This is a genomic window from Clostridium lundense DSM 17049, assembly GCF_000619945.1.
GTDB lineage: Bacteria > Bacillota > Clostridia > Clostridiales > Clostridiaceae > Clostridium_AO > Clostridium_AO lundense.
The window spans coordinates 22,575-45,585 of record NZ_JHVC01000013.1; the positions used below are offsets into that span (position 1 = coordinate 22,575).

A 23,011-nucleotide genomic window follows, 5' to 3' on the forward strand; every position below is an offset into this window, starting at 1 on the left:
ATCACATCTTAATAATTTAACTTTGGGAAAACGTTTAGATATGCATTAATTTATGAGTTCTTAATTATCTCCTTACATAAATATAGAAAGTGAAAAAAGAATTTATCATGAAAATTAATTTTCATAATAGGTACTATTTGTATCCCTTATCCCTTTTCCACTTTCTACAAAATAAATTTCATAGCGTTTGTTATCATACTTATTGTTAATTGCCACAAAAACACTGATATGAGAAAAGTGAAAAATATGTAAAAACGCCTAGCCAATATTTACATATTTTTAATTTCCTTGTTTATATATTGTAATTCATCCATATATTTTAGAAACTACCCGTAAAATATATAACTTTACTATTTTACGGGCATATATTTTTTTATTTTACTGGTTCAAGACTTGCTTGGAAGTGACGAAGAACCTTTGGTTCCCATGTAATTTTATAACCTTTAACAGCACTTGCCCTTTCTTTAATTGCAATAAGAGCATCTGCCATAATATCAATATGAGCTTGAGTATATACACGACGTGGAATTGCAAGTCTTGTAAACTCAAATTCTGCATGAAGCTGTTTTCCAGTATCAGGATCATTTCCTAGCATATAAGATCCAATATCGCATGTACGAATTCCTGCTTCTTTATAAAGTTCTACTGCTAAAGCCTGACCTGGGAATTCATAATATGGAATATGTGGGAACATAGCTTTTGCATCTACAAATACCCCATGTCCTCCTACTGGTGATTGATAAGCTATACCTGCTTCATCAAGTCGTGATGCAAGATACTCCATTTGTCCTATTCTATATCTTAAGTAGTTTTCATCAATTCCTTCATAAAGCCCAATTGCTAAAGCTTCAAGATCACGTCCTGAAAGTCCTCCATAAGTTACAAATCCTTCAAAAGAAATTGTACGGCCTTTGCATAATTGGTATAATTCTGCATCTTCTTTAATACCAATTAATCCTCCCATATTAACAATAGTATCTTTTTTAGCGCTCATAGTAAACATATCTGCATAGCTAAATACTTCTTTAATTATTTCTTTAATAGATTTATTTTCATACCCTGGCTCACGCTGCTTTATAAGATATGCATTTTCTGCATAACGTGCTGCATCTATGCAAAGTTTAATATTATATTTCTTACAAATTTCAGATGTTTCCTTTATATTTTGAATTGATACAGGCTGACCTCCTGCTGAATTATTTGTTACTGTCATAATAACAAGTCCAATTTTGTCTGCTCCATGTTCGTTTATTAATTCTTCAAGCTTTTTAACATCCATGTTTCCCTTAAATGGTATTCTTAATGATGGGTCTGCAGCTTCAGGAACAACACAGTCAATTGCCCTTGCACCTGTAAGTTCAACATGTGCTCTTGTTGTATCAAAATGCATATTTGATATAGAATATTGTCCTTTGCCCATTAGTAGTCCAAAAAGAACTTTTTCTGCCGCACGTCCTTGATGTACAGGTTGAATATATTTGTATCCAAATATATCTTGTGCTGCCTCTACTAGTTTAAAATAACTTGAAGCTCCTGCATAAGCTTCATCGCCTCTCATTACACCAGCCCATTGCTCCTGACTCATTGCATTTGTTCCACTATCTGTTAGCAAATCGATGTACACGTCTTCACCCTTAAGACTAAATAAATTATATTTTGCCTCGGCAATTTTCTGTTCCCTTTCTTCTCTACTAAGCATTTTAATTGTTTCAACCATCTTAATTCTAAATGGTTCTGGTACATATTTAATACTCATAAAACCCCTCCATCCTTTTAATTCACTTTACAGATTAAGTAAATTAAAATAAAAATTTTTATAATTTAAATTTAAAAATTATTAGCTATTTAACACAACTTATTTGTGTTGTAATTTTTTATTATCATTGTAATTTATTATAATTTATATGCATGCTATTTTTGTTTTATACTATTTACTCACCTTAATTTATAATTTTTTATAATATTAATAATATTTTTTATATTTTATTGAAATATATCATCTTCCATGATATGTTAATTGTATAATTTTATGGAGAAGGTGTATTAATTGAATAAAAATATATTAGATCAATTTACTAAATTAGTTGAATTTTTAGGTAAGGTTTTAGGACCTGATTATGAAATTGTTCTACATGATTTAACTGATAAAAAATATTCTATTGTTGCCATAGCAAATGGTCATGTTAGCGGCCGTAGTGTAGGTGCACCTTTAACAAATCTTGGGCTAAAAATAATCACTATGGGTAGTTATAAAAATAGCGATTATCTTATTAATTATAATGGTGCTTCAAAGACCAATAAGGTTCTACGTTCCTCTACTATGTTTATAAAAGATGATAATAATAATGTTGTTGCTATGCTATGTATTAATTTTGATGATAGTAAGTATGTTGCTTTGAGCGAAGAAATTTTAAAATTATGTCATCCTAATGAATTAATTCTTAAAAATAGTGAATATGATTCAGTTAGTTCAATTTTAAAAGACGTTCCAGAAAGCTTTTCTGAATCCATTGAAGAAGTTACAGATACCGTTTTAAATAAAGTTTTAGCTGATAAAAATATTCCCATTGATCGTTTAACTCAAGATGAGAGGCTTAATATAGTAAATATTTTAAATCAAAAAGGAGTATTTATGTTAAAAGGAGCAGTTAGTGAAGTTGCTAAAAAGCTTCACTGTTCAGAACCCAGTATTTATCGCTATCTAAACATCGTGAGTAGCGATAAAAATCAATAATAGAAATGAGCTGAATTAAATTTTACTAGTTCTAGGGTTAAAAACCTGTACTTGTGCTTTTAACCCTAAAAAATCTTACTTATAGAATATATCTTCTCTTATTTTACGTAAAAAGGTATTAAAATTTTATACCTTTTCAACATACTGTTTTTCAAAATCTTCTACATTTAATACCATTACAAATTCTCCACCTTCATCTCTTTCTCCATTAAATTTAAATCCTACTTCTTTATATAATTTTTCTGCTATTATATTATTTTTAAAGATACTTAAATAAATTTCCTTACATTCATATTCTAATACAATATGTCTAATAATTATTACTAGTGCTTTTTTTCCATATCCCTTTCCCTGATATTTACTGTCAATCATAAATCTGTCCAACCAAACTCTTTTTTCATTATCAAAATAACCATACATAGCAAAACCAATTAATTCTTTATTATCGTATATAGCTGCAGGTCTCCACTGTTTTAAAAATTTTGACTCTGCTAGAGAAAATGCATTACTTTCTATATAACCTTGTTGATTTTCTGATACTGATAATGAAGTAACAGCTTTCCAATTTTCAATTATTACTTCTTTTAAATATAACATATTTCCACCTCATTCTTATTTTAATCAATCCATAAATTATCATATACAATTTTTGCTATGAAATTATATTAATCTATATGCCAATATAAGTTTCTACTATTGAAAAAATATGCGAAATTTTAGATTGTCAACCTGATGATATCTTAGAATACAGAAAGGATTAAAAAGAGAGGCTGTATCAAAATAATTAAAGAAAATTATTTTAACACAGCCACCAACCTCTTTATATACTTAGTTCTAAACTCTCTTATTCTTTTATATTTCAATTTGACATACAAATCTATACTATTTCATTATTACAAATTATTGTACTTATATATAATTTTTCTTTTTCTATTTTAGTATAAATTTCGTTTTTTCTATTTCTATCTCCTTCCCTCTGTATATTTTCTAATTGAGGATTTTCATCGTCTTCATAATAGCTACCGGAAATTATTCCACCAAGTCCAAATATAAATATAAATATAGATAATAATATTCCAACTAAAATCTTTACCAAAATATTTTTAGCTTTAAATTTCTTATTTTCATAATATAAATAATATATTGTTACTGGTCCTCCTATTAAAGTTAGAACTCCAGTAACCTTAGTAAATTCTGCAAAAACAACTAGGTATATAATACTTCCTATAATAACTTTTATAATAGTTTTTAATATTCCACTTATCCCTACATTCTTTTGTTTATTTGTATTTTTTGTATGTTCTCTTATATGCTCCCTTTTATCTATAATTTCCTTTTCTCTAATCCCTTTACCTTTAAATATTGGATTTATATTTTTTTCTTCCTGCTCCTCTCTAACCTCAATATAATTTACACCAATTTCATCAAAATCTTCTTCTGATTTTCTCCATTTAAATGTCATAATCTCACCTTTCTACTCTATACATACTCTGTTTCTTTATCATTATATAGATTTTTATTAAATACAGTTAATATTTTATCTACACTTTCTATTTGAATAATCAATATTATAAAAACAAATAATATTATTAAAATAAAATTTCGGAGGTAACTATGGGTAAAAGAAATAAGAAATATACTATAAGAAAAATTGAAGATAACTTATATGGTCAACCTAATAATATTACGGATGGTACAGATGTGGATAGCTCTCCATTTCCCTTTACTGAAGAAAATTATAACTCCAATGAACAATATCATTATGGTGCCATTGATAGCAATAGACCCCTTTAAATTTGGGGTTCTTTTTTCCTTACATTCCTTGTGTCTTTTTTATTATATTTATTAACTCCTCTTTATTATTTAATTCTGGATTTTCCATAACTATTTCTAATAATTCATTTAACATTTTACCTATTTCTTTTCCTTGAGCTAATCCTAATTCAATTAAGTCTTTACCATTAACATCCAAATCTTTTAAGCTAAAACATTGCCTTTGCTGCAAAATACTATTTAATTTTTTCTCTATTTCTAGTAATTTCATATGTCTTTCTTCATAAAACCTTGGATTTTGGGCTTTTATATCAGCTTCTTTTACTTTTAATAAATCTACAAATAATTCCTCACCTATTTTATTCAATAACTTTTTAATAGATTTATTACTATATACTTCATAATCATGGCATTGTATTAAAGTATATACTCTTTCTATTGTTTTGTTATCATACTTCATTCTTTTAAGAATTTCTCTTGCCTTTTCTGCCGACTTATGTGCATGTATATAAAAATGATCTATTCCTAATTCATCTGTAGTTTTGCACTGAGGTTTACAAATATCATGCAACAACATTGTTAACCTTAAATACAAATTCTTTTCAATATTTTCTACACTACAAATCAAATGAGTTGCAACATCAAAAATATGATAAGGATTATTTTGAGAAGTAGCCTCACATATATCATATTCAGGCAAGAAATGCGTCATTAGCCCATAACAATTTAAGCTATGTATTTTATCTACATTATCTGATAAAAGTATCTTATCAAACTCCTCTTTAATTCTCTCCACAGACACAAATCTAATATTACTACTCAAAGATCTTATAGCATTTTCTGTGTTATCTTCAATTTTAAAACCTAACTGTGCTGAAAATCTCACAGCTCTCATCATTCTTAAAGCATCTTCTGAAAATCTTTTTAAAGGCTTTCCTACGCATCTGATAATTTCGTTTTCCAAATCTTTAATTCCTTCAAAATAGTCTACTACTCCTTCAGTATGATTATAGGCCATAGCATTTATAGTAAAATCTCTGCGACTTAAATCCTCTTTCAAACTAGTTGTAAATTCTACTTTATCAGGATGTCTACCATCTAAATATTCCCCGTCAATCCTATAAGTAGTTACTTCATAACCTATATTATCCATCATTATTGTAACTGTTCCATGTTTAATTCCTGTTTCTATAACTTTAAATCCTCTATGTTGAAAAATCTCTTCCACTTGCTCCGCTTTAGCATTTGTTGTAATATCCCAATCATTAGGTATTTTATTTAATATACTATCTCTAACACACCCACCTACAACATATGACTCATAATTAGCTTCTTCTAAAGTATTTATAATAAATTCCACTGATTTAGGTATATTTATCTTCATATGTTTATTAATCACTTTTTAGCACACTCCTGTTAATCTCCATTACTAAATCATTTACTTCATTCATATTAGGATTCTCGGGTAAATTTGTATGTTCTTTTGCATAATTAAATCTTTTAATATAAGGATCTAATAAATCAAATACAAAACTATAATCATCTTCTCCATTAGCTTTTTTAGTTACATATTTACCATTTTTTAAATCCAGTAAAAACCCTCTATCTTCTTCTCTATAAGTATTTATACCCTTTTCTTCTAATATCTCAGTACCCATTATATATAATCTAAATAAATGACTTATATGTTTATTTAAATGTAGCTTATCTTTCTTATTATTTCTATGATTTAATTTATCATAATCATTTATAATATTAAAAATGTCACTATAAATATTTTTGAAATCTCTTAAAGGATACCTGTTTAATATTATATCCATAAAAATTTCTTCTTCATAGGTTTCTTTTTGAGATTTATCAATATAAAGATGCAGCTTATTCTCCTCTTTTATATCTTTAAATCTATCACTTAACTTTAAGAACATAGAATTTATAGTTTCTAAAATATGCTTTTCCTTTTCTTTCTTAGAGTAACTATCTCTAGCCAAAGCATTCTCCAATCTTCTTAATTGTGAATTAGCATATCCACTAAAACTTGAAATTGCTTTCTGTGATAAAAATATATTCGCATTATCTTTTAAAAGTCTTCCTTCTCTTTTTAAAACAAAATAATGATCCTCTTTACATCCTAGTATCTCTATTGTATTAGGATTACAATTGCATAACAATTCTATTATTTGAGATAAAGTATAAATAACTGTATCCGTTTCTCTGTCTTCATAAGGTTTATCCCTACACTTCATAGTTAATATTTCTTCTCTTGTATTACAGGCTATTCCTCTTATATCTATATCACTATTTTCATCATTTAATCCATAAGAATAACTTCCACCTAAAGTTAGCAAGATTATATTATTATTTAAATTGCTATTATTCCTTAAAAAACCATATTCATTTGAATTAAGTTTTTCTTTTATTTTATCTATATTCATCATGCTTTTCCCTTTCTTGCCATTTATCTGTTTCTTTTAATTTCGTTGTAATTATTATAAACATAAGACAATACAATGTAAAATTTAAAAATTTTTCAAATAACAAACGCTGAAAAACTTAGTTTTTCAGCGTTTGTTTGTGTTTAATTATTTGCAATATTTCTTTAATGTTGAACGAACAGCGCCTTCTCCAGCAATTAATTCTTTGAAGTAGCTTTCGATTTTTTCGCCTAAACCTACTTCATATAAATCAACACCGAAGATTGCTTTATTAGATAAAATCTTCATTAAAGTTTCATGAATATTTTCAATATTACCTAGTTTAACATTATCTATTATTGGAGTTACTGATGAAAGTAAAGGATCTGGACTTAATTCAAATTTATTTCCTTTATCATCTATAGCCATTAGATAACGACACCATCCTGCTATAACAAGGGGTATAAATGTTAAGTCTTTAACATCTAACTCAGTATTTTTAACATAGGCTTTTATAGTTTCACCAAAACGTATACCTAATTTTTGTGAAGTATCACAAGCAATTCTTTGTGGTGTATCAGGCATAAATGGATTTGGTAAACGTACTTTCATCACTTCATCTATAAAATCATTAGGTGATATAATTCCTGGGTTTACTACAACAGGTAACCCTTCCTTATAACCTATATTTTTTATTAATGTTACAAGCTCCTCATCATTCATTTCATCAGATATTTTAGTGTAAGACAATAAGCATCCATAAACAGCTAGCGCTGTGTGAAGAGGATTTAAACAAGTACACACTTTCATCTTTTCTACCTTGTCTACAACTTCTTTATCTGTGTAAATAATTCCCCCTTTATCTAGTGGAAGACGACCATTTTTAAAATTGTCTTCAATAACTAAATACTGAGGCTCTTCCGCATTAACAAAAGATGCAATATATGTGTCCTTTGAAGTTGTAATAGCTTCTGTATCTTCAAAACCTACTTCTTTTAACATATTTTTAACAGACTGAGCAGGTCTTGGTGTAATTTTATCTATCATAGTCCATGGATAAGATAGCTTCTCACTTACATAAGTCAAGAATTCAGCTTCTACTAATTTGTTATCCACCAAATACTTTGCAAAAGTTGTAATAGCATTTTCTAGCTTAGTACCATTGTGTGAACAGTTATCCATACTTACTAATGTTAATGGTAATTTTCCACCCTTAAATCTTTCATAACATAATGCTACTAGTTTACCAATATAGCTCCTTGCAGAAAAAGGACCATTATTAAAATCATTTTCTACATCCTTTAAAAACTCATCTTTTCCATTCTTTAAACTATAACCTTTTTCTGTAATTGTAAAAGAAACCATTTTTAAAGTTTTGCTTTTAAATATTTCTTTTAATCTATTCCAGTCATTTAAATTATTTGTGTCTACACATAAAGATTCTGCAATACTTCCTATTACTTTTTTCTCTAATGTTCCGTTAACCTTTAGTGTTACTAAAACATTTAGATTATCATATTTTTTATAGCTTTTTTCAATTATCTCATAGTCATATCCTTCAGCTACTATTATGCCTGTATTTAATATTCCTCTATTTAATAGATCTTGGCAAACTGCTGCTGGAAAAGCACGAAATATATTTCCTGCACCAAAATGTATCCATTCTGGATTTTCTTTAGTATTCTTTATCATTTTATCTCTATCAAATTTAGGTAACTCAAAACCAGCTTCTTCCCAAATTTTATTATTCCTTAATTCCTCTTGCGTAAGTTTCAAGGCATTCTCCTCCTTGCATTTTGACTATTTTGTTTTATTTGATTTTTTAATTGCTTCTTCTAATCCATTTAAATAAGCTGCTCCTAATGCACGATCATATAATCCATATCCTGGCATTGCAACTTCACCCCAAATAGCGCGACCGTGGTCTGGACGTACTGGACCATCAAATCCAATCTCACATAATGTTTTCATTATTTCATACATATCTAATGAACCATCTTTTGATAAATGCGCTGCTTCATCAAATTTGCCTGGTGCATGGTGAATTATATTACGTACATGTGCAAAATGAATTCTTCCTTTTGCAGCACGAATTATATCACAAATATCATTATTAGGATTTGATCCTAAAGAGCCTGTACATAAAGTAAGTCCATTAAATTTTGCATCTACTGCCTTTAAAAGCTTTAAGATATTTTCTTTATTATTTATAATTCTTGGCAAATCAAATACAGGCCATGCAGGATCATCTGGATGAATTGCCATCATTATATTATATTTTTCACAAACTGGACGAATTCTATTTAAAAAGTATACAAGGTTATCAAATAGTTTCTCATTGTTTACATTTTTATATTTTTCAAATAATTCTTTTACATGTTCTAATCTTTCTGGTTCCCAACCTGGCATTACAAATCCATTACTATTATTATCAATTTCTTTAAACATTTTTTCAGGATCAATTTTATCTATTAAGTCTTGATCATATGATAAAACAGTAGATCCATCTGCTCTTTTCTTTGCCAAATCTGAACGAGTCCAGTCAAATACAGGCATAAAATTATAACAAACCATATTAATACCTGCTTTACCTAAGTTCTCTAGAGTCACTATATAGTTTTTAATAAATTTTTCTCTTTCAGGTAATCCTATTTTGATAGAGTCATGTATATTTACACTTTCTATTCCTTCTATTTTAAGGCCGCTTGCTTCAACTTCTTCTTTTAACTTTAGAATATTTTCTAGAGGCCATACTTCTCCAGCAGGAATATCATAAAGTGTTGTAATAACACCTGTAACGTTAGGGATTTGTCTTATTTGTTCAAGAGTAACTGAATCATGTTTGCTGCCAAACCATCTTAATGTCATTTTCATAGTTTTTTCCTCCTTAGTTTACATTATTTCTTATATCCCATTAATAAAGGTAACCACATAGAAACCTTAGGTATATATGTTGTAAGCATCAATACAACAAAAATAGCTACATAATATGGTATTAATTTCTTCATTACGTTTTCAATTTTTGTCTTTGCTACCTTAACACCAACAAACAGTATATTTCCTACTGGTGGTGTAATTGTACCTATACATAAATTGAATGTTATCATTATTCCAAATTGAATTGCTGACATTCCAAAGCTCTTACATATTGGTAAGAAAATAGGTGTAAATATAAGGATTGCAGGTGTTATATCCATGAAAGTTCCTACAAATAATAGTACAATATTAATAATTAATAATATTACTATAGGATTATTACTAATACTTAATAATGACTTTGAAATAGCTGCAGGAATTCCAGTAAAAGCCATAACCCATGCCATTATACTTGATACACCAATCAAAAATACTATTATTCCAGTCATTTCAGCACTGTCTTTAAAAATTTCATACAAATCTTTAAATTTTATTGTTTTATAGAAGAATAAAGATAATATTAAACTATAAACAACGGCTACTACTGAGCCCTCTGTAGCTGTAAATATACCAGCAATAATTCCACCAATAACAATTAAAATTAATAATAAACTTGGTATTGCTTCTAATGTTATTTTTGCCGCTTGTTTTAAAGTAACACGTTCTGTGCTACGATATCCCTTTTGACGTGCTATAAAATATGCAACTATCATACAACTAAGTCCCCATAAAATTCCTGGAATATATCCTGCCATAAATAATGCTGCTACTGAAGTTCCACCACTTACAAGAGAATAGGTTATAAGTACATTACTTGGAGGTATTAATAGTCCTGTTGGTGCGGTTGCTATATTTATAGTAGCCATATAATCACGATCATAGCCATCTTTTTCAGCAATTGGTCCTATCATAGAACCCATAGCTGATGCTGCTGCAACACCTGAACCTGAAATAGCTCCAAACATCATATTTGCAATTGAGTTTGTATGTGCTAATGCACCTGGTACTCTACCAGTTAAAATTTTAGCAAAATTTATTAATCTTATTGCTATTCCACCTTTATTCATAATATTACCGGCTAAAATGAAGAATGGTATTGCTATTAATGTAAATACGGATATTCCTGAAAAGGTTCTTTGTGCCCCTGTTAAAACAGCAGCATCAAAATTTAATGTTGGTAATATAGCTAGTATTGAAGATATACCTAATGCAATTGAAATTGGAATACCTCCAAGTAATAAAATTATTAAAGAAAATGCTATTATTAGTCCTGATACTAACGCTATACTCATATTAAGACCCTCCTTTATCTAGAATTTTCTGATTTCAACTGTAAAATCAATTCATTTATATTAATAATATTGTAGATTACTGTTAAAACTCCACTTATAGGAACTATAATGTATATATATGACATATGAATTCCTAAGGAAGCTGTAATTTGTAAGGTTGTAAGTTTTGTAATTTGAATTCCTCCATAAACAAGCACTACAGCTGAAAAAATTAAAACTAATATTTCTGAAATAATACTTAAAATTATTCCAGCCTTTCCCTTGAATAGGTTTGCAACGAATTCCATTCTCATATGATCACGTTTTCCAAAAACTAAAGCAGATGCAAGTAATGCCATCCATGTAAATGAAAATGTCAATAATTCTTCTGAAATTGTACTAGGAGAGTTGAATACATATCTTGTTATAATCTGATAAGTTCCTATAACTGTTATAAATGCAAATAAAGCTATACATATTATTTCTAACACTTTATTTATCTTCATTTTTAAAGTCTTCATATTATTTTCTCTCCTTTACTTGCTTATTTACTTCTTGAATTCTGTCATATATAGGCTGTAATTTTTTATTTTTTGCTAATAATTCTTTATGTAATGGTAATACTTTTTCTTTAAATGGTTCTATATCAGTATCTATAAATTTAACTCCCATAGACTTTGCTTGATCAATAGCACTCTTTATCTGAGTATCCCATTGTGAACGTTCAACTCTTGTAGCTTCTTCAGCAGCTTCATCAAATATCTTTCTTTCTTCAGGAGGTAAGCTATTTAACAATTTAACATTTCCTATTAATAAATCAGGAACCATTTGATGTTGATTATATGAATAATATTTAGCAACTTCTCCATGTTTATTGTTAGTTAACGCTAATTCATTATTTTCCGCACCATCAATTACTCCCTGCTGTATAGCTGTATATACTTCACCAAAACTCATAGGTGCTGCAGCAGCTCCAAATAAATCCATCATTCTTACATTAGTAGGACTTTGCTGAACACGAATTTTTTTACCTTTTAAATCATCAGGAGTTTTTATAGCTGTTTTAGCATAAAAGTTTCTAGTACCTGCCTCAAACCATGTAACTGATTCAAAGCCAGCAGCTTCTGTAGATTTATAAATGCTGCTCATTAAATCTTTATCTTCCATAACCTTATGATAAGCGTCTACACTATCAAATAGATAAGGTGTACTAAATATTTGGTAAACATTATCAAAAGTTTCAAGATTACCAGTACTGCAAACTGCAAAATCAATTGCTCCTGTTTGAACTAATTCTATTACCTTTACAGAAGGTCCTAATAATTCATTAGGGAAAATTTGAACATCATACTTGTCCCCTAATCTGGATTCTACATATTTTTCAAATGCCAATAGTCCTAAATGGTCAGGATGAGCTTCTGATTGTCCATGAGATATACGAATAATTCGTTTTCCACTAGTAACACTACTGCACCCAGTCAAACTAAAAGCTAAAATTGAAACTAATAGACCTACAGCTATAGTTTTTTTCATAAACTTTAACATATTGTTCCTCCCTCTTTACATATCACAAATTTTAATAATATAATGATAAAATATAAATTTTTAATAAATAACTTTAGGATAATAATTAAAGTACAAATATATTATCTATCTATAACTTTCTTTTTTCCCATAAAGGCCATAAGCTGATCTAAATAAGGAAAACCTTCCATATCACCTTGAACAAGAGTAGCCATAGCCCCTACTCCATTACCATACTTACCACATTCTTCAATACTTAATTTTTTTAATATTCCTGATAAAAAACCTGCTGCAAAGCCATCTCCTGCTCCAACAGTGTCCACAGGTTTATCGATTGAATATCCATTTACATAAACACCTTTATCTTTATTTGCCACATAACATCCATCTGCTCCAAGCTTTACTGCTACTATATTTGAACCCATATCTATAAATTTTTGTGCTATTTCTTTTTCATCGCTAGTACCTAAAAGCATTTCGCCTTCTGAAATTCCTGGTAAAACTATATCTGACATCTTTGCTATATCTAAAAGTATTGGCCTTGCTTCCTCCAATGTCCATAACTTTAATCTAATATTGGGGTCAAATGAAATAGTTATTCCATTTTCTTTTGCTATATTTAACACTTTAAAAACTACATCTTTTGCACTCTTTGATAAAGCTGAAGTTATACCTGTAATATGAATTATCTTAGCTTGTCTTATATATTCCAAATCTAAATCATCTACAGATAATCTGCTGGCTGCTGAGCCTTTTCTATAATAATAAACATTAGGATCTTCACTACTAAATCTCTCTTTGAAAAGAAGTCCTGTGCTTGCTTCATCAGTAAATTTTAATTTAGAAACATCCACACCTTCTCCTCTTACAGTGTTTTGAATATATCTTCCAAACTCATCATTTCCTAACTTTGAAAACCATGCAGACTTATGTCCAAGCCTTGCAAGTGCTATAGCTACATTAGAATCTGCTCCACCTATAGACTTATTAAAACTATGAACATATCTTAATGGTCCATTGGAACCTGGGGTAAAAACTATCATGGTTTCTCCAAAAGTTAATACTTCCATATGCACTTACACCTCTTCCTAGATATCAGCTCTTGCTTTTCTTACTTCCTCTACAAACTTTGCCGCTGTTTTAGTAACTAATTCGTAATCTCCCGTTTTAGCACCTTTAGTTAAATCTGATCCTGTGCCAACAGCTACAGCTCCTGATTTTATCCAATCTTTTATATTATCTAAATTAACTCCACCTGTAGGCATAAAATTACCTTGAGGTATAGGTCCTTTGAATGATTTTATAATTGCTGGACCATAGGCATTACCTGGGAAAACCTTTAATATTTCAACACCATATTCAAGAGCTTCAACTGCCTCTTTTACAGTCATTATTCCTGGCATTACAGGTATTCTATATCTATTGCATAATTTAACAGTATCCAAATCAAGATAAGGACTTACTATATATTTAGCTCCTGCAAGTATACATGCTCTTGCTGTTTCTGAATCAAGTACTGTTCCCGCTCCTATAATTAAGTCTTCATGCTTGTACATTTCAGATATTTCTTTTATAACATCCACCGCTCCTGGAACAGTCATTGTTATTTCTAAAGCCTTTATTCCACCATTTTTTACAGCATCAATTATTTTTATTCCTTCCTCTTTTGATTCAGCTCTTATTACTGCTACAACACCACAGTCAATTATTTTTTTTATAGTTTCGATTCTTTTCATATTATCCTCCTAATCCTCTTTTGTTTCGAAATTTATACTTATATAGTCTTGTTAACGTTAACAATTTTCTTTAAATTTTTTTATCTAGTGGCAAAATTAATATAATTTTGCCACTGATTCTCTTTCAATAAGTTCTGTATTGACGTATATCTTTTCTCCATCAGTTATTTTGTTTTCTATAATATTTAAAAGTTTCTCTGCACCTTTTTTACTTATTTCCATAATAGGCCTTCTTACTGTAGTTAATGCTGGGGTTATAAAACCACCTAGCTGATTATCATCAAATCCTATAACAGAAATATCTTTCGGAACATTAAGTCCTGCCTCAAATGCAGCTTTCATGGCTCCTACTGCCATTTCATCATTAGAACAAAACACAGCTGTTGGAATATTACTTAAACTTAATAGCTTTTTCATAGCAATATATCCACTTTCAATAGTGTAATCTCCTTCAACCATATATTCATTCTGTATTTGTAGTTTATTTTCAATTAATGCTTTTAAGAATCCATCTTTTCTCTCAATAGTAGCATTAAATCCCTTTTTACCTTCTATTATGGCTATATTCTTATGGCCCTTTTGTATAAGATAATCTACAGCTTTATAAGCTCCTTTTTTATCTGCTGATAATATATTAGTTATAGAATTATCATCTATATCTCTATTTAATACAACTACAGGTATATTTTTTTCAAGTAAATAATATATAAAGGAATTATCACTATTACTTTGACTCATTAATATAATTCCATCAAATCTTTTGTTATTAATCAATGTAAATTTTTTATAATCATCAATTCCTCTAACTACTAAATTGTAGCTTTCTTTTATAGCACTATTTACACCACTTACAGTTTCATAAAAAAACCTTGGTGAAGTTACTTGACTTATAGTTGTAAAAAACAATCCTATATTATATGATCTATCTAACACCAAACTTTTAGCACTATAATTTGGTACATAATTAAGCTCTTTTGCTATAGATTTTATTTTAACTTTTGTATCTTCGTTTATAAAAGGACTGTCATTAAGTGCTCGTGAAACAGTAGTATGTGAAACATTTGCAATTCTAGCTATATCTTTTATAGTTACTCCCATTTTAACACCTCTATGCTATAGTAAATACTTATATAATATCATATAAAAAAGTACTTAACTAGAAAATTCAATATTTAATTATTCCATTCATATGAGTTGCACCTAATGCTTGGCCATATATAATGGTAGTGTTTTGTTATTTTAAATATACGTACTAAGTGACAAAATACCTCAACTTTCTTGTTCACGTTAACAATTTATGCTGAAATACTTTTTTGCATTATTGTAGCATATTCCTTCAACAACAGTTCCTAAAAACTCCATATCATCTGGTATTTCTCCATTCTCAACCCATTCTCCTATCAAGTTACATAATATTCTTCTGAAATATTCATGTCTTGTATAAGATAGGAAACTTCTTGAATCAGTTAACATTCCTACAAAACGACTTAGTAATCCAGTGTTAGCTAAAGTTTTCATTTGTTCTATCATACCTTCTTTATTATCTAAGAACCACCAAGCAGATCCAAACTGTATCTTTCCTGGAATTTCAGCTCCTTGGAAGTTTCCAAGCATAGTACTAAGAACATAATTGTCTTTAGGATTTAGTGTATATAATATAGTTTTAGGAAGAGAATTTACTTCTTCTAATGAATCTAATAATCTAGAAAGAGAATATGCTACTTTTTCATCATTAATAGAATCAAATCCAGCATCTGGTCCTAATTTTCTAAACATCTTTGTATTATTATTTCTTAATGCTCCAATATGTAATTGCATTGTCCATCCTAATTCTGAGTATAACTTACCTAAGAAATGTAATGTGTATGTTACATATTTGCTTTCTTCTTCCTTTGTTACATTTTCCCCTTTTAGTGCTTTTACAAAAATATATTCTACTTCTTCTTTTGTAGCTTTTCCATATGTTAAACTATTAAATCCATGGTCTGATATTCTGCATCCAACTGAATGAAAGAATCTTACCCTTGATTCTAAAGCTGTTAAAAATTCATCATAATTTATTATGGTCTCTTTACATACTTCTTCAAGTTTTTTAACCCATAAAGTAAAACCTTCTGCATTTATTTGAAGTGCCTTATCTGGTCTTAAAGCTGGCAAAACCTTCACATCAAATTCAGTATCTTCTTTAAGTTTTATATGATATTCTAATGAATCTGTTGGATCATCTGTTGTACATAATGCTTTAACATTAGATTTTTTAATCAGATCTCTTGCTCCAAAGCATTCACCATTAAGTAATTCATTTGCCTTCTTCCAAATAACAGGAGCAGTTTTTTCATTTAAAACATCATATATTCCAAAATATGTTTGGAGTTCCAAATGCGTCCAGTGATAAAGTGGATTTCCTATAGCCATTGGCATTGTTTTTGACCATGCCATAAATTTTTCATAATCACTAGCATCGCCAGTAATATATTTTTCATCTATCCCATTACTTCTCATAGCTCTCCACTTGTAATGATCTCCATATAACCAAGCTTCAGTTATGTTTTTAAACCTTTTGTTTTCAAAGATTTCTTCTGGACTTAAATGGCAATGGTAGTCAATAATAGGCATATTTTTTGCATAATTATTATATAAATTTATTGCTGTGTTATTAAATAATAAAAAGTTTTCATCCATAAATTTTCTCATATGATTCACCCTCTCTTTTAATAAATTCAATTATTGTTCACGTTAACATTAGTTTATCTTCATTATAGGATAAAGTTTTATATAATTCAATAGTAAATTGGTTAAATTTTAAAAATAATTGAAATTTGTTTTTTATTTTATATTATTTAAATGGTTAAAAAATATAGGAGCTGCAATTTCGCAGCTCCTTTTAACTTAATAACTTTATTAATTCATCTACTCTTTCTTTAAGACTTTCTGCATTATCTTCTTTTATTTTAAGTAATATTGAAACAAGAATTTCTCTTTCAGATTGAGATATATGAGGCAACGCACTTAAAAATATTAAATATTCATTATTACTCCACATTATCATTTTAACTAATGCTTCTTTTCCGAAATATTCTCCAGCTTCTTTAACATATTTTAAGTTTTTAATAATTTCTAAAAAACCATCTTTACCATATCTATTGGCAATTGTTAATATAAATTCCTCTAATTCTTCCATTAAACTCAATTCATAACAATCATCATAAAAAAGTTCCATTAAAGGTTTTATTATTGTCAAATCTGAATGTTCAAGTAAAACCTCAACTGCATTATCATATTTTTCAATATATTCATAAATATCTATTTCTATTTCATCCATAAACATTTTTCTCATAATTTCAATTTCATTTTCATAATTCATAATATTTTCTCCTATAATTTTAAATTAAGAGTTTTTAATTCTTCCTATACTACATATCCTATCTTCATCATAATAATTTACCTTCATAATACTTTTTCCAATCTAAAATTAATTACATTGTACCCATAGCCATCCAGTATCCGAAAATGCTATATCATCTTCATCTACAAAAGAGGCAACTTCACACCAACTTTCTATTGGTGTTTCCTCTTCTTGTTCAAGTTTTCCAATATCAACATTTTCTTCTGGTTCATCTGAAAAATCCAAAAATTCTCTAATAATTTCACCATCATCTATTACTATCAACTCTCCATAAGGAATAGCATCATTATAGCCAGCAAAAATAAAGGAATCTTTTTGAGCAAACTTAGCCCATGAATCCGCAGGAATAGTTGCAAAGCCGCCTGAAAGATCTTCAAAAACTGTCCATTCATCATTTTCGTACACATATAATGCTGCACCTCTCCAATTGCCATTTTCATTACAGGCACTTTCTACTGCCTTAAAATAATCAATGTTAATCAATTCAGTTGGTGCATCAATTCCCCACCATTTACATAATCGCACTTTTGCTTCTTCAAAGGGAAGTTTAATTCTAAAATAACTTGGATTCATTTTTCTCATCCTTTCTTTTTTCATATTTTTACTTTTCTCTATTTTAAATCGTGCTTTTATAGCTTAAACTTTACTTATATGGAAATTATAGATTGTGTTCTTTATGCGATATAATTAAAAAAAGACCATCTTAAATAAGATAGCCTTCATCATAAATATTGACAAAACCTATTTTGATTTTTTCAAATATCCATATGTATCTTTTAGTGACATATTCAGTGTAGTTGAAATTTCATTAATTTTTATGCCTTCTTTTGACATTATCTTTACTTTATTTATAATAGCATTTTCATATTCTTCAGTAGAGGTATAAATTGGTTCCAGCATATTCTTCCAAGCATCAGCATCCCCGCATTCATCTTCCTCAATTATCTCATATATTAAATTATCTAGCTCCTTACATGTAATCCTCGGATTAGTATTTTGTATACTCTTTTCATCAATAAAATTATTTATACATTTTATTTCATTTATAAATTTATCTATAGATTCTGATAAGTAAGTTCCTGCACCCCAATCTCCCATTCCATGCATTAATAATGTTATTGGAAAGCCCTCTTCTTTAGTATCAATTATAATAGGATCTCCACACAAATTTTCACATCCTATTACAATCCACCCTGACTCCCATGAACCTTCTTCATCAGAGACTAAAGAGTTGCCATCTTCGTCAATACTATATCCGATTTGTTCCTCTTCAATATCTTCTATATTAAAAAAATTAAAATCTGCAAAATCTTCAATCTTTCCACTTTCATGTTTAAGCAACAGTAACTTTTCTTTCAATTCATTACTTAAATTCAATCTTTTCACCCTTTCTTATTTTATATTTTTATCTTTCTCTATTTTAAATCGTATTTTTGCTGTAGCTTCGCATTTTTCTTGGCAAATTTTTTCACGTTTTATGGCAAAAAATAAGCAAGATTTCATGTTTTTATCATGATTAATCTTGCTTATTTTATACACCATTAATATTATTTTGTATAGATCTTTTTTTATTATATAAAGTGAACATCTATCTTACTTAGATGTTCATCACATTTTCATATTCATTTAATTTTTTTATTCTTATTCGGTATGTACTCAAGTATATCTTCCACTTTACAATCTAATGTCTCACATATCAAATCAAGATAATCTAAATTAATTCTTTCAACAAGCTCATTATACATCTCACTAATAGTATTAGGTCTAATTCCTGTCTTTCGTGAGAGGTCTGCTTGCGTCAATCTCTTTTCACCAAGGATTCTTGATAAATGTATTTTTATCATCGTTACAATCACCCCTATAACCAATTTAGGCACATTGTAACGCCTATAAATATTTTCGTGTTTGAATCGTTATTTAATATCGTTTTGGGTTATCATAAGTTTAAAAAAAATTATTATTTTTGTTTTTTTATTTTAATTTTAGTAATTTGTTATTATTAACTCTCTATAGTCACCTTTTTTATCATTATATCTACCAACTAGGTTATTATTTCTGCTAATCTCTTCAATCTTAAATTCCTTGTATAGATTCTTTATAAAATCACAATTATTGTATGATAAAATAAATTTTCCTTTTACACCTACTAAGGTATCATAAAGTCTTTCATGGTCTTCTTTGCTAAATTGAGCACTATAATACTTTTCAGTTCCAAAGTAAGGTGGATCAAGATAAATCAATGCATCAGACTTATCATAAACCTTAATTAAATCCTCAAAGTCTTTATTTTCAATAACCACTTTAGATAATCTTTTTTGTATGTCTGTTAAATAATCAATCATAACATTTATGTCTTTTTTCACACATCCATAAGACCTGCAATCACTTCCGTAACTTGTTTTTATAATCATAAAAAATCTAGCTGCCCTTTGTATATCTGTCATTCCAGATACATTATATTGACTAGCAAAATCATAAAATAACTCTCTGGAATTTAACATAAACATTAACTCTTTTTGTAATTCAGTACAATGGTATTTTATACATCTATAGAGGTTAACTAAATCTCCATTAGCATCATTATATACTTCCATATTTGCGTGCTTATCTTTAGCAAATAGAACCCATCCTGCTCCGCCAAAAACCTCAATATACCTTCCTATATTTTCTGGAAACCTATTAATTATCTCCTTTCTCAGCAACTTTTTCCCACCAATCCATCCTATAAAACTATTCATAATAAATCCTCCTCATTAAAAAATATATTTAAAGGGTGGTACTAAACCACCCAAGTTTATTGAATACTATTATTAAGTTTGCCATCATCAATGTAGTCTTTAGCAAGTCTATACAACTTTCGCACTACCGGTCTTAAAGCGTCTTTAGTAACAAATGGTATTTTTAGTCTATTTAAAATTATATATAATTGGTCTACTGTCCAATCTTCTTGCTCTTGACCTGAAGCTAAAACCCCGTCTTTAGCTTTACTCTTTGCCAATAACATAAGTGAATATGCTTTTGCATTAAACCATTGTTTACCTTGTGACACAATAAATAATATAAAGGAGATTATATAAATAATCACATATCTCCACTCCCAAATAAAGTTTATTACTGCTTGCATTCATAATCCCTTCTTTCTAAGAATGATTAATCTAAAAGGTGCCTTTTCAGACACCTTAATTTTTTATAGTCCCAAGAGCTTTTTCCATGTGTTCTGTCCAATAATTCCGTCAACATCTAACCCATATTTACACTGAAATGCTTTAATTGCAGCCAATGTCTTAGAGCCAAAATCTCCATCCACAATTCCACAGTTAAATCCTAAGTAGTTTAATCTATTCTGTATCCATTTAATGATATTGCCTTTAGCTCCTATTTTAGTTAGAGGGCAGTTACTTAAAGTTATTGGCCCTGGTATATTATCTTCTGTAACTCCTATTTCATGCTGCAAAGATTTAAAATCATAAGTATTGCAATCATCAGAATTACTCTGTTTTGGTGGTTCTGCCTTCTTGACATCTATAGGTGAACCGTTAATAGCCTCTGCTATAGCCTTTGCCAATCTATCAATGCCTACCTGATTATATAGATCAACATCGCTTTGAGTATCAACAAATAGTGGCTCTATAATTATAGCAGGCATATGAGTTGCCTTTAATTCATAAAGCCCTCTAATATCTGCCTTGGCTCCTCTGTTGACAAATCCAAGCGTTGCTATCCCATTTGTAACCTTTGTAGCATACTCTTTTCCTTTCTGACTACCATTAAAGTAAAGTACTTCACAGCCTTGACCACCACCAGCATTCAAGTGACAGCTCACAAACAGATCTGCTCCCCAAGCATTTGCCTTTGATGCACCATAAGTTAAATCCTGTGCACTTGTATCTGTTCTATCTGGTGTTACATCTAATACTTGATGGCCTGCATGCTCTAGACAATTCATAAGTGCTTTATAGTATTTTCTATCCTCTGTTACCTCATCTAGTATTGCATGTGCTCCTGGTACTCCAAAGTTGTGTCCTCCTCTTATTGCTATTTTCATAATACATTCCTCCCTTATTTTTTTGTAATAAAATAAGACCTGCACTATGGCAAGTCTTGATTTGCTAAATTGTTATTAGATTCTTTTTTCAATGTAACTTCCTGAAATATTTTATTTTGCAGATTATAACTATTACAATGCTTCAAAATACCCATGTAGGATTGAACAGTAGCATTTACCTTTTCAAAAGGAAGCTGATTTTTATTAAATTGCTTTACTACATATTTAATCCTTCTCTTCATTCTTAAAGATGTTGATTTTCTGACCTTTATATGAGTAGGCCACAATCTATAACCTATGAATTCTATTCCTAGAGCTATTGGTCTTATCGTTGTCTTATTATTTAAGTGTAAATTAAGCTTGCTTTCTATGAATGTTTGAATTAAGTCTTTATATTCATGAAGCTTCGCTTTATCATCAGAAAGAATAATTATATCATCCATATATCTTACATAGTATTTAATTCCTAGCTGCCTTTTACAGTATTGGTCTAGCTCATTAAGATAAAGATTCGCAAACATCTGGCTGGTTAAATTGCCTATCGGCATTCCTTTGCTTGGTATTCTATCCTCCGGATTGTCTACTTTACCATCAAGTTTTAATCCAAATATGCTACCATCATATGTAATAATAACCTTCAGCAGATCTAGAAGCTCTTTGTCTTTTATCTTTTTCTCAAAAATACTTATTAATATCTCATGGTCTATTCTGTAATAATATTTAGTTATATCAAGCTTGAGATAGTAATATTTATTAGGTTTTTTATTAACTTGTTTTAGCCAATAATGTAATCTCTGAACTCCCTTATGAGTTCCTTTACCAACTCTACAGCCATAGCTATCATCAATATATGAATTATCAAGATGAGGATTTACTAATTGATATATAGCCCACTGGACAACTCTATCCTTAAAAGGTAGGGCCATAATTAATCTCTTTTTAGGTATGTATACAAAGAATTCTCTGTAACCACCTATTTTATAAGTATGCGTTTTTAACTCATAACTTATTTCCATTAGTTTTTCCTCTAAGTTAAATGAAAAATCTAATACCTCATCTCTGTATCGCTTATTCTTTCTAGCATTTAAATATGCCTGATATAAATTCTCATAGGTACACAAAGTTTCATATACATTCTTAATCTGTTTACTCATTTGATTTCCTCATAAAAGTTTTATGTTTTGCGAACCTCATC

Annotated in this window: 25 protein-coding genes; 3 read left to right on the forward strand and 22 right to left on the reverse strand. The window is 29.1% G+C overall.

All coding sequences use genetic code 11. The features are described from left to right. Positions 1–373: 373 nt before the first annotated feature. Entirely contained in the window at positions 374–1,756 is a 1,383-nt protein-coding gene (locus T514_RS0114805; protein WP_027625495.1) for a tryptophanase, read from the reverse strand. A 291-nt stretch (positions 1,757–2,047) separates the two neighbouring features. Here T514_RS0114805 and T514_RS0114810 point away from each other — a divergent pair, with 291 nt between their 5' ends. After that, positions 2,048–2,734, forward strand: coding sequence for a helix-turn-helix transcriptional regulator (locus tag T514_RS0114810; protein ID WP_027625496.1), 687 nt, complete (start codon positions 2,048–2,050; stop codon positions 2,732–2,734). Positions 2,735–2,860: 126 nt separating this feature from the next. Here the strand turns inward: T514_RS0114810 and T514_RS0114815 are convergent, their stop codons facing one another. Beyond that, entirely contained in the window at positions 2,861–3,331 is a 471-nt protein-coding gene (locus T514_RS0114815) for a GNAT family N-acetyltransferase (protein ID WP_027625497.1), read from the reverse strand. A 98-nt stretch (positions 3,332–3,429) separates the two neighbouring features. On the opposite strand from T514_RS0114815, the gene T514_RS27695 reads away from it, so the two are divergent. After that, the gene (locus T514_RS27695) at positions 3,430–3,495 is read left to right on the forward strand and encodes a helix-turn-helix domain-containing protein (protein ID WP_084284620.1); all 66 of its coding nucleotides are present in this window, start codon (positions 3,430–3,432) and stop codon (positions 3,493–3,495) included. Positions 3,496–3,611: 116 nt separating this feature from the next. On the opposite strand, the gene T514_RS0114820 is transcribed toward T514_RS27695, so the two are convergent. Next, a complete protein-coding gene (locus T514_RS0114820; RefSeq protein ID WP_027625498.1) occupies positions 3,612–4,196 on the reverse strand; it encodes a hypothetical protein in 585 nt (194 codons plus the stop codon). Between the two features lie 152 nt (positions 4,197–4,348). Between T514_RS0114820 and T514_RS0114825 the strand changes: the two genes are divergently transcribed. Next, entirely contained in the window at positions 4,349–4,528 is a 180-nt protein-coding gene (locus tag T514_RS0114825) for a hypothetical protein (RefSeq protein WP_027625499.1), read from the forward strand. Between the two features lie 19 nt (positions 4,529–4,547). On the opposite strand, the gene T514_RS0114830 is transcribed toward T514_RS0114825, so the two are convergent. The 19 genes from T514_RS0114830 to T514_RS24650 form a co-directional block, all read right to left on the reverse strand. Further along, positions 4,548–5,906, reverse strand: coding sequence for a tRNA nucleotidyltransferase/poly(A) polymerase-related protein (locus T514_RS0114830; RefSeq protein ID WP_027625500.1), 1,359 nt, complete (start codon positions 5,904–5,906; stop codon positions 4,548–4,550). Beyond that, positions 5,899–6,942 carry a DNA polymerase beta superfamily protein gene (locus tag T514_RS0114835; protein WP_479723128.1) on the reverse strand — a complete coding sequence of 348 codons (1,044 nt, stop codon included), beginning with the start codon at positions 6,940–6,942 and terminating at the stop codon, positions 5,899–5,901. Before T514_RS0114835 ends, T514_RS0114830 begins: the two co-directional genes overlap by 8 nt. Before the next feature lie 144 nt (positions 6,943–7,086). Further along, positions 7,087–8,694, reverse strand: coding sequence for a mannitol dehydrogenase family protein (locus T514_RS0114840; RefSeq protein WP_027625502.1), 1,608 nt, complete (start codon positions 8,692–8,694; stop codon positions 7,087–7,089). Positions 8,695–8,718: 24 nt separating this feature from the next. Continuing rightward, entirely contained in the window at positions 8,719–9,792 is a 1,074-nt protein-coding gene (gene uxuA / locus T514_RS0114845) for a mannonate dehydratase (protein ID WP_027625503.1), read from the reverse strand. Positions 9,793–9,815: 23 nt separating this feature from the next. Next, positions 9,816–11,126, reverse strand: a complete 1,311-nt coding sequence (locus tag T514_RS0114850; RefSeq protein ID WP_027625504.1) for a TRAP transporter large permease — start codon at positions 11,124–11,126, stop codon at positions 9,816–9,818. Between the two features lie 14 nt (positions 11,127–11,140). Further along, complete coding sequence (locus T514_RS0114855) at positions 11,141–11,626, reverse strand: TRAP transporter small permease (protein WP_027625505.1); 486 nt, start codon at positions 11,624–11,626, stop codon at positions 11,141–11,143. A gap of 1 nt (position 11,627) precedes the next feature. Then, entirely contained in the window at positions 11,628–12,650 is a 1,023-nt protein-coding gene (locus T514_RS0114860; protein WP_027625506.1) for a TRAP transporter substrate-binding protein, read from the reverse strand. A 101-nt stretch (positions 12,651–12,751) separates the two neighbouring features. Then, positions 12,752–13,699, reverse strand: coding sequence for a sugar kinase (locus tag T514_RS0114865; RefSeq protein ID WP_027625507.1), 948 nt, complete (start codon positions 13,697–13,699; stop codon positions 12,752–12,754). A gap of 18 nt (positions 13,700–13,717) precedes the next feature. Next, the gene (locus T514_RS0114870) at positions 13,718–14,365 is read right to left on the reverse strand and encodes a bifunctional 4-hydroxy-2-oxoglutarate aldolase/2-dehydro-3-deoxy-phosphogluconate aldolase (RefSeq protein WP_027625508.1); all 648 of its coding nucleotides are present in this window, start codon (positions 14,363–14,365) and stop codon (positions 13,718–13,720) included. A 96-nt stretch (positions 14,366–14,461) separates the two neighbouring features. Further along, a complete protein-coding gene (locus T514_RS0114875; RefSeq protein ID WP_027625509.1) occupies positions 14,462–15,463 on the reverse strand; it encodes a LacI family DNA-binding transcriptional regulator in 1,002 nt (333 codons plus the stop codon). A 189-nt stretch (positions 15,464–15,652) separates the two neighbouring features. Then, positions 15,653–17,059 carry a glucuronate isomerase gene (gene uxaC / locus T514_RS0114880; protein WP_027625510.1) on the reverse strand — a complete coding sequence of 469 codons (1,407 nt, stop codon included), beginning with the start codon at positions 17,057–17,059 and terminating at the stop codon, positions 15,653–15,655. Positions 17,060–17,249: 190 nt separating this feature from the next. Next, a complete protein-coding gene (locus T514_RS0114885; protein WP_027625511.1) occupies positions 17,250–17,729 on the reverse strand; it encodes a hypothetical protein in 480 nt (159 codons plus the stop codon). A 108-nt stretch (positions 17,730–17,837) separates the two neighbouring features. Continuing rightward, positions 17,838–18,368 (reverse strand): hypothetical protein, encoded by a 531-nt coding sequence (locus T514_RS0114890; RefSeq protein ID WP_156939936.1) that lies wholly within the window; start codon positions 18,366–18,368, stop codon positions 17,838–17,840. 144 nt (positions 18,369–18,512) lie between these two features. Continuing rightward, the gene (locus T514_RS0114895; RefSeq protein WP_051542057.1) at positions 18,513–19,148 is read right to left on the reverse strand and encodes an SMI1/KNR4 family protein; all 636 of its coding nucleotides are present in this window, start codon (positions 19,146–19,148) and stop codon (positions 18,513–18,515) included. Positions 19,149–19,393: 245 nt separating this feature from the next. Continuing rightward, complete coding sequence (locus tag T514_RS0114900) at positions 19,394–19,648, reverse strand: helix-turn-helix domain-containing protein (RefSeq protein WP_242850610.1); 255 nt, start codon at positions 19,646–19,648, stop codon at positions 19,394–19,396. Positions 19,649–19,753: 105 nt separating this feature from the next. Continuing rightward, positions 19,754–20,509 carry a DNA adenine methylase gene (locus T514_RS0114905; protein ID WP_027625515.1) on the reverse strand — a complete coding sequence of 252 codons (756 nt, stop codon included), beginning with the start codon at positions 20,507–20,509 and terminating at the stop codon, positions 19,754–19,756. Between the two features lie 56 nt (positions 20,510–20,565). After that, positions 20,566–20,895, reverse strand: coding sequence for a hypothetical protein (locus T514_RS24645; protein ID WP_034869274.1), 330 nt, complete (start codon positions 20,893–20,895; stop codon positions 20,566–20,568). A gap of 63 nt (positions 20,896–20,958) precedes the next feature. After that, on the reverse strand, positions 20,959–21,816 hold the full coding sequence (locus T514_RS27350; protein ID WP_027625516.1) for an N-acetylmuramoyl-L-alanine amidase: 858 nt from the start codon (positions 21,814–21,816) through the stop codon (positions 20,959–20,961). Positions 21,817–21,860: 44 nt separating this feature from the next. After that, positions 21,861–22,970, reverse strand: coding sequence for a reverse transcriptase domain-containing protein (locus tag T514_RS24650; RefSeq protein WP_034869277.1), 1,110 nt, complete (start codon positions 22,968–22,970; stop codon positions 21,861–21,863). Between the last annotated feature and the right edge of the window lie 41 nt (positions 22,971–23,011).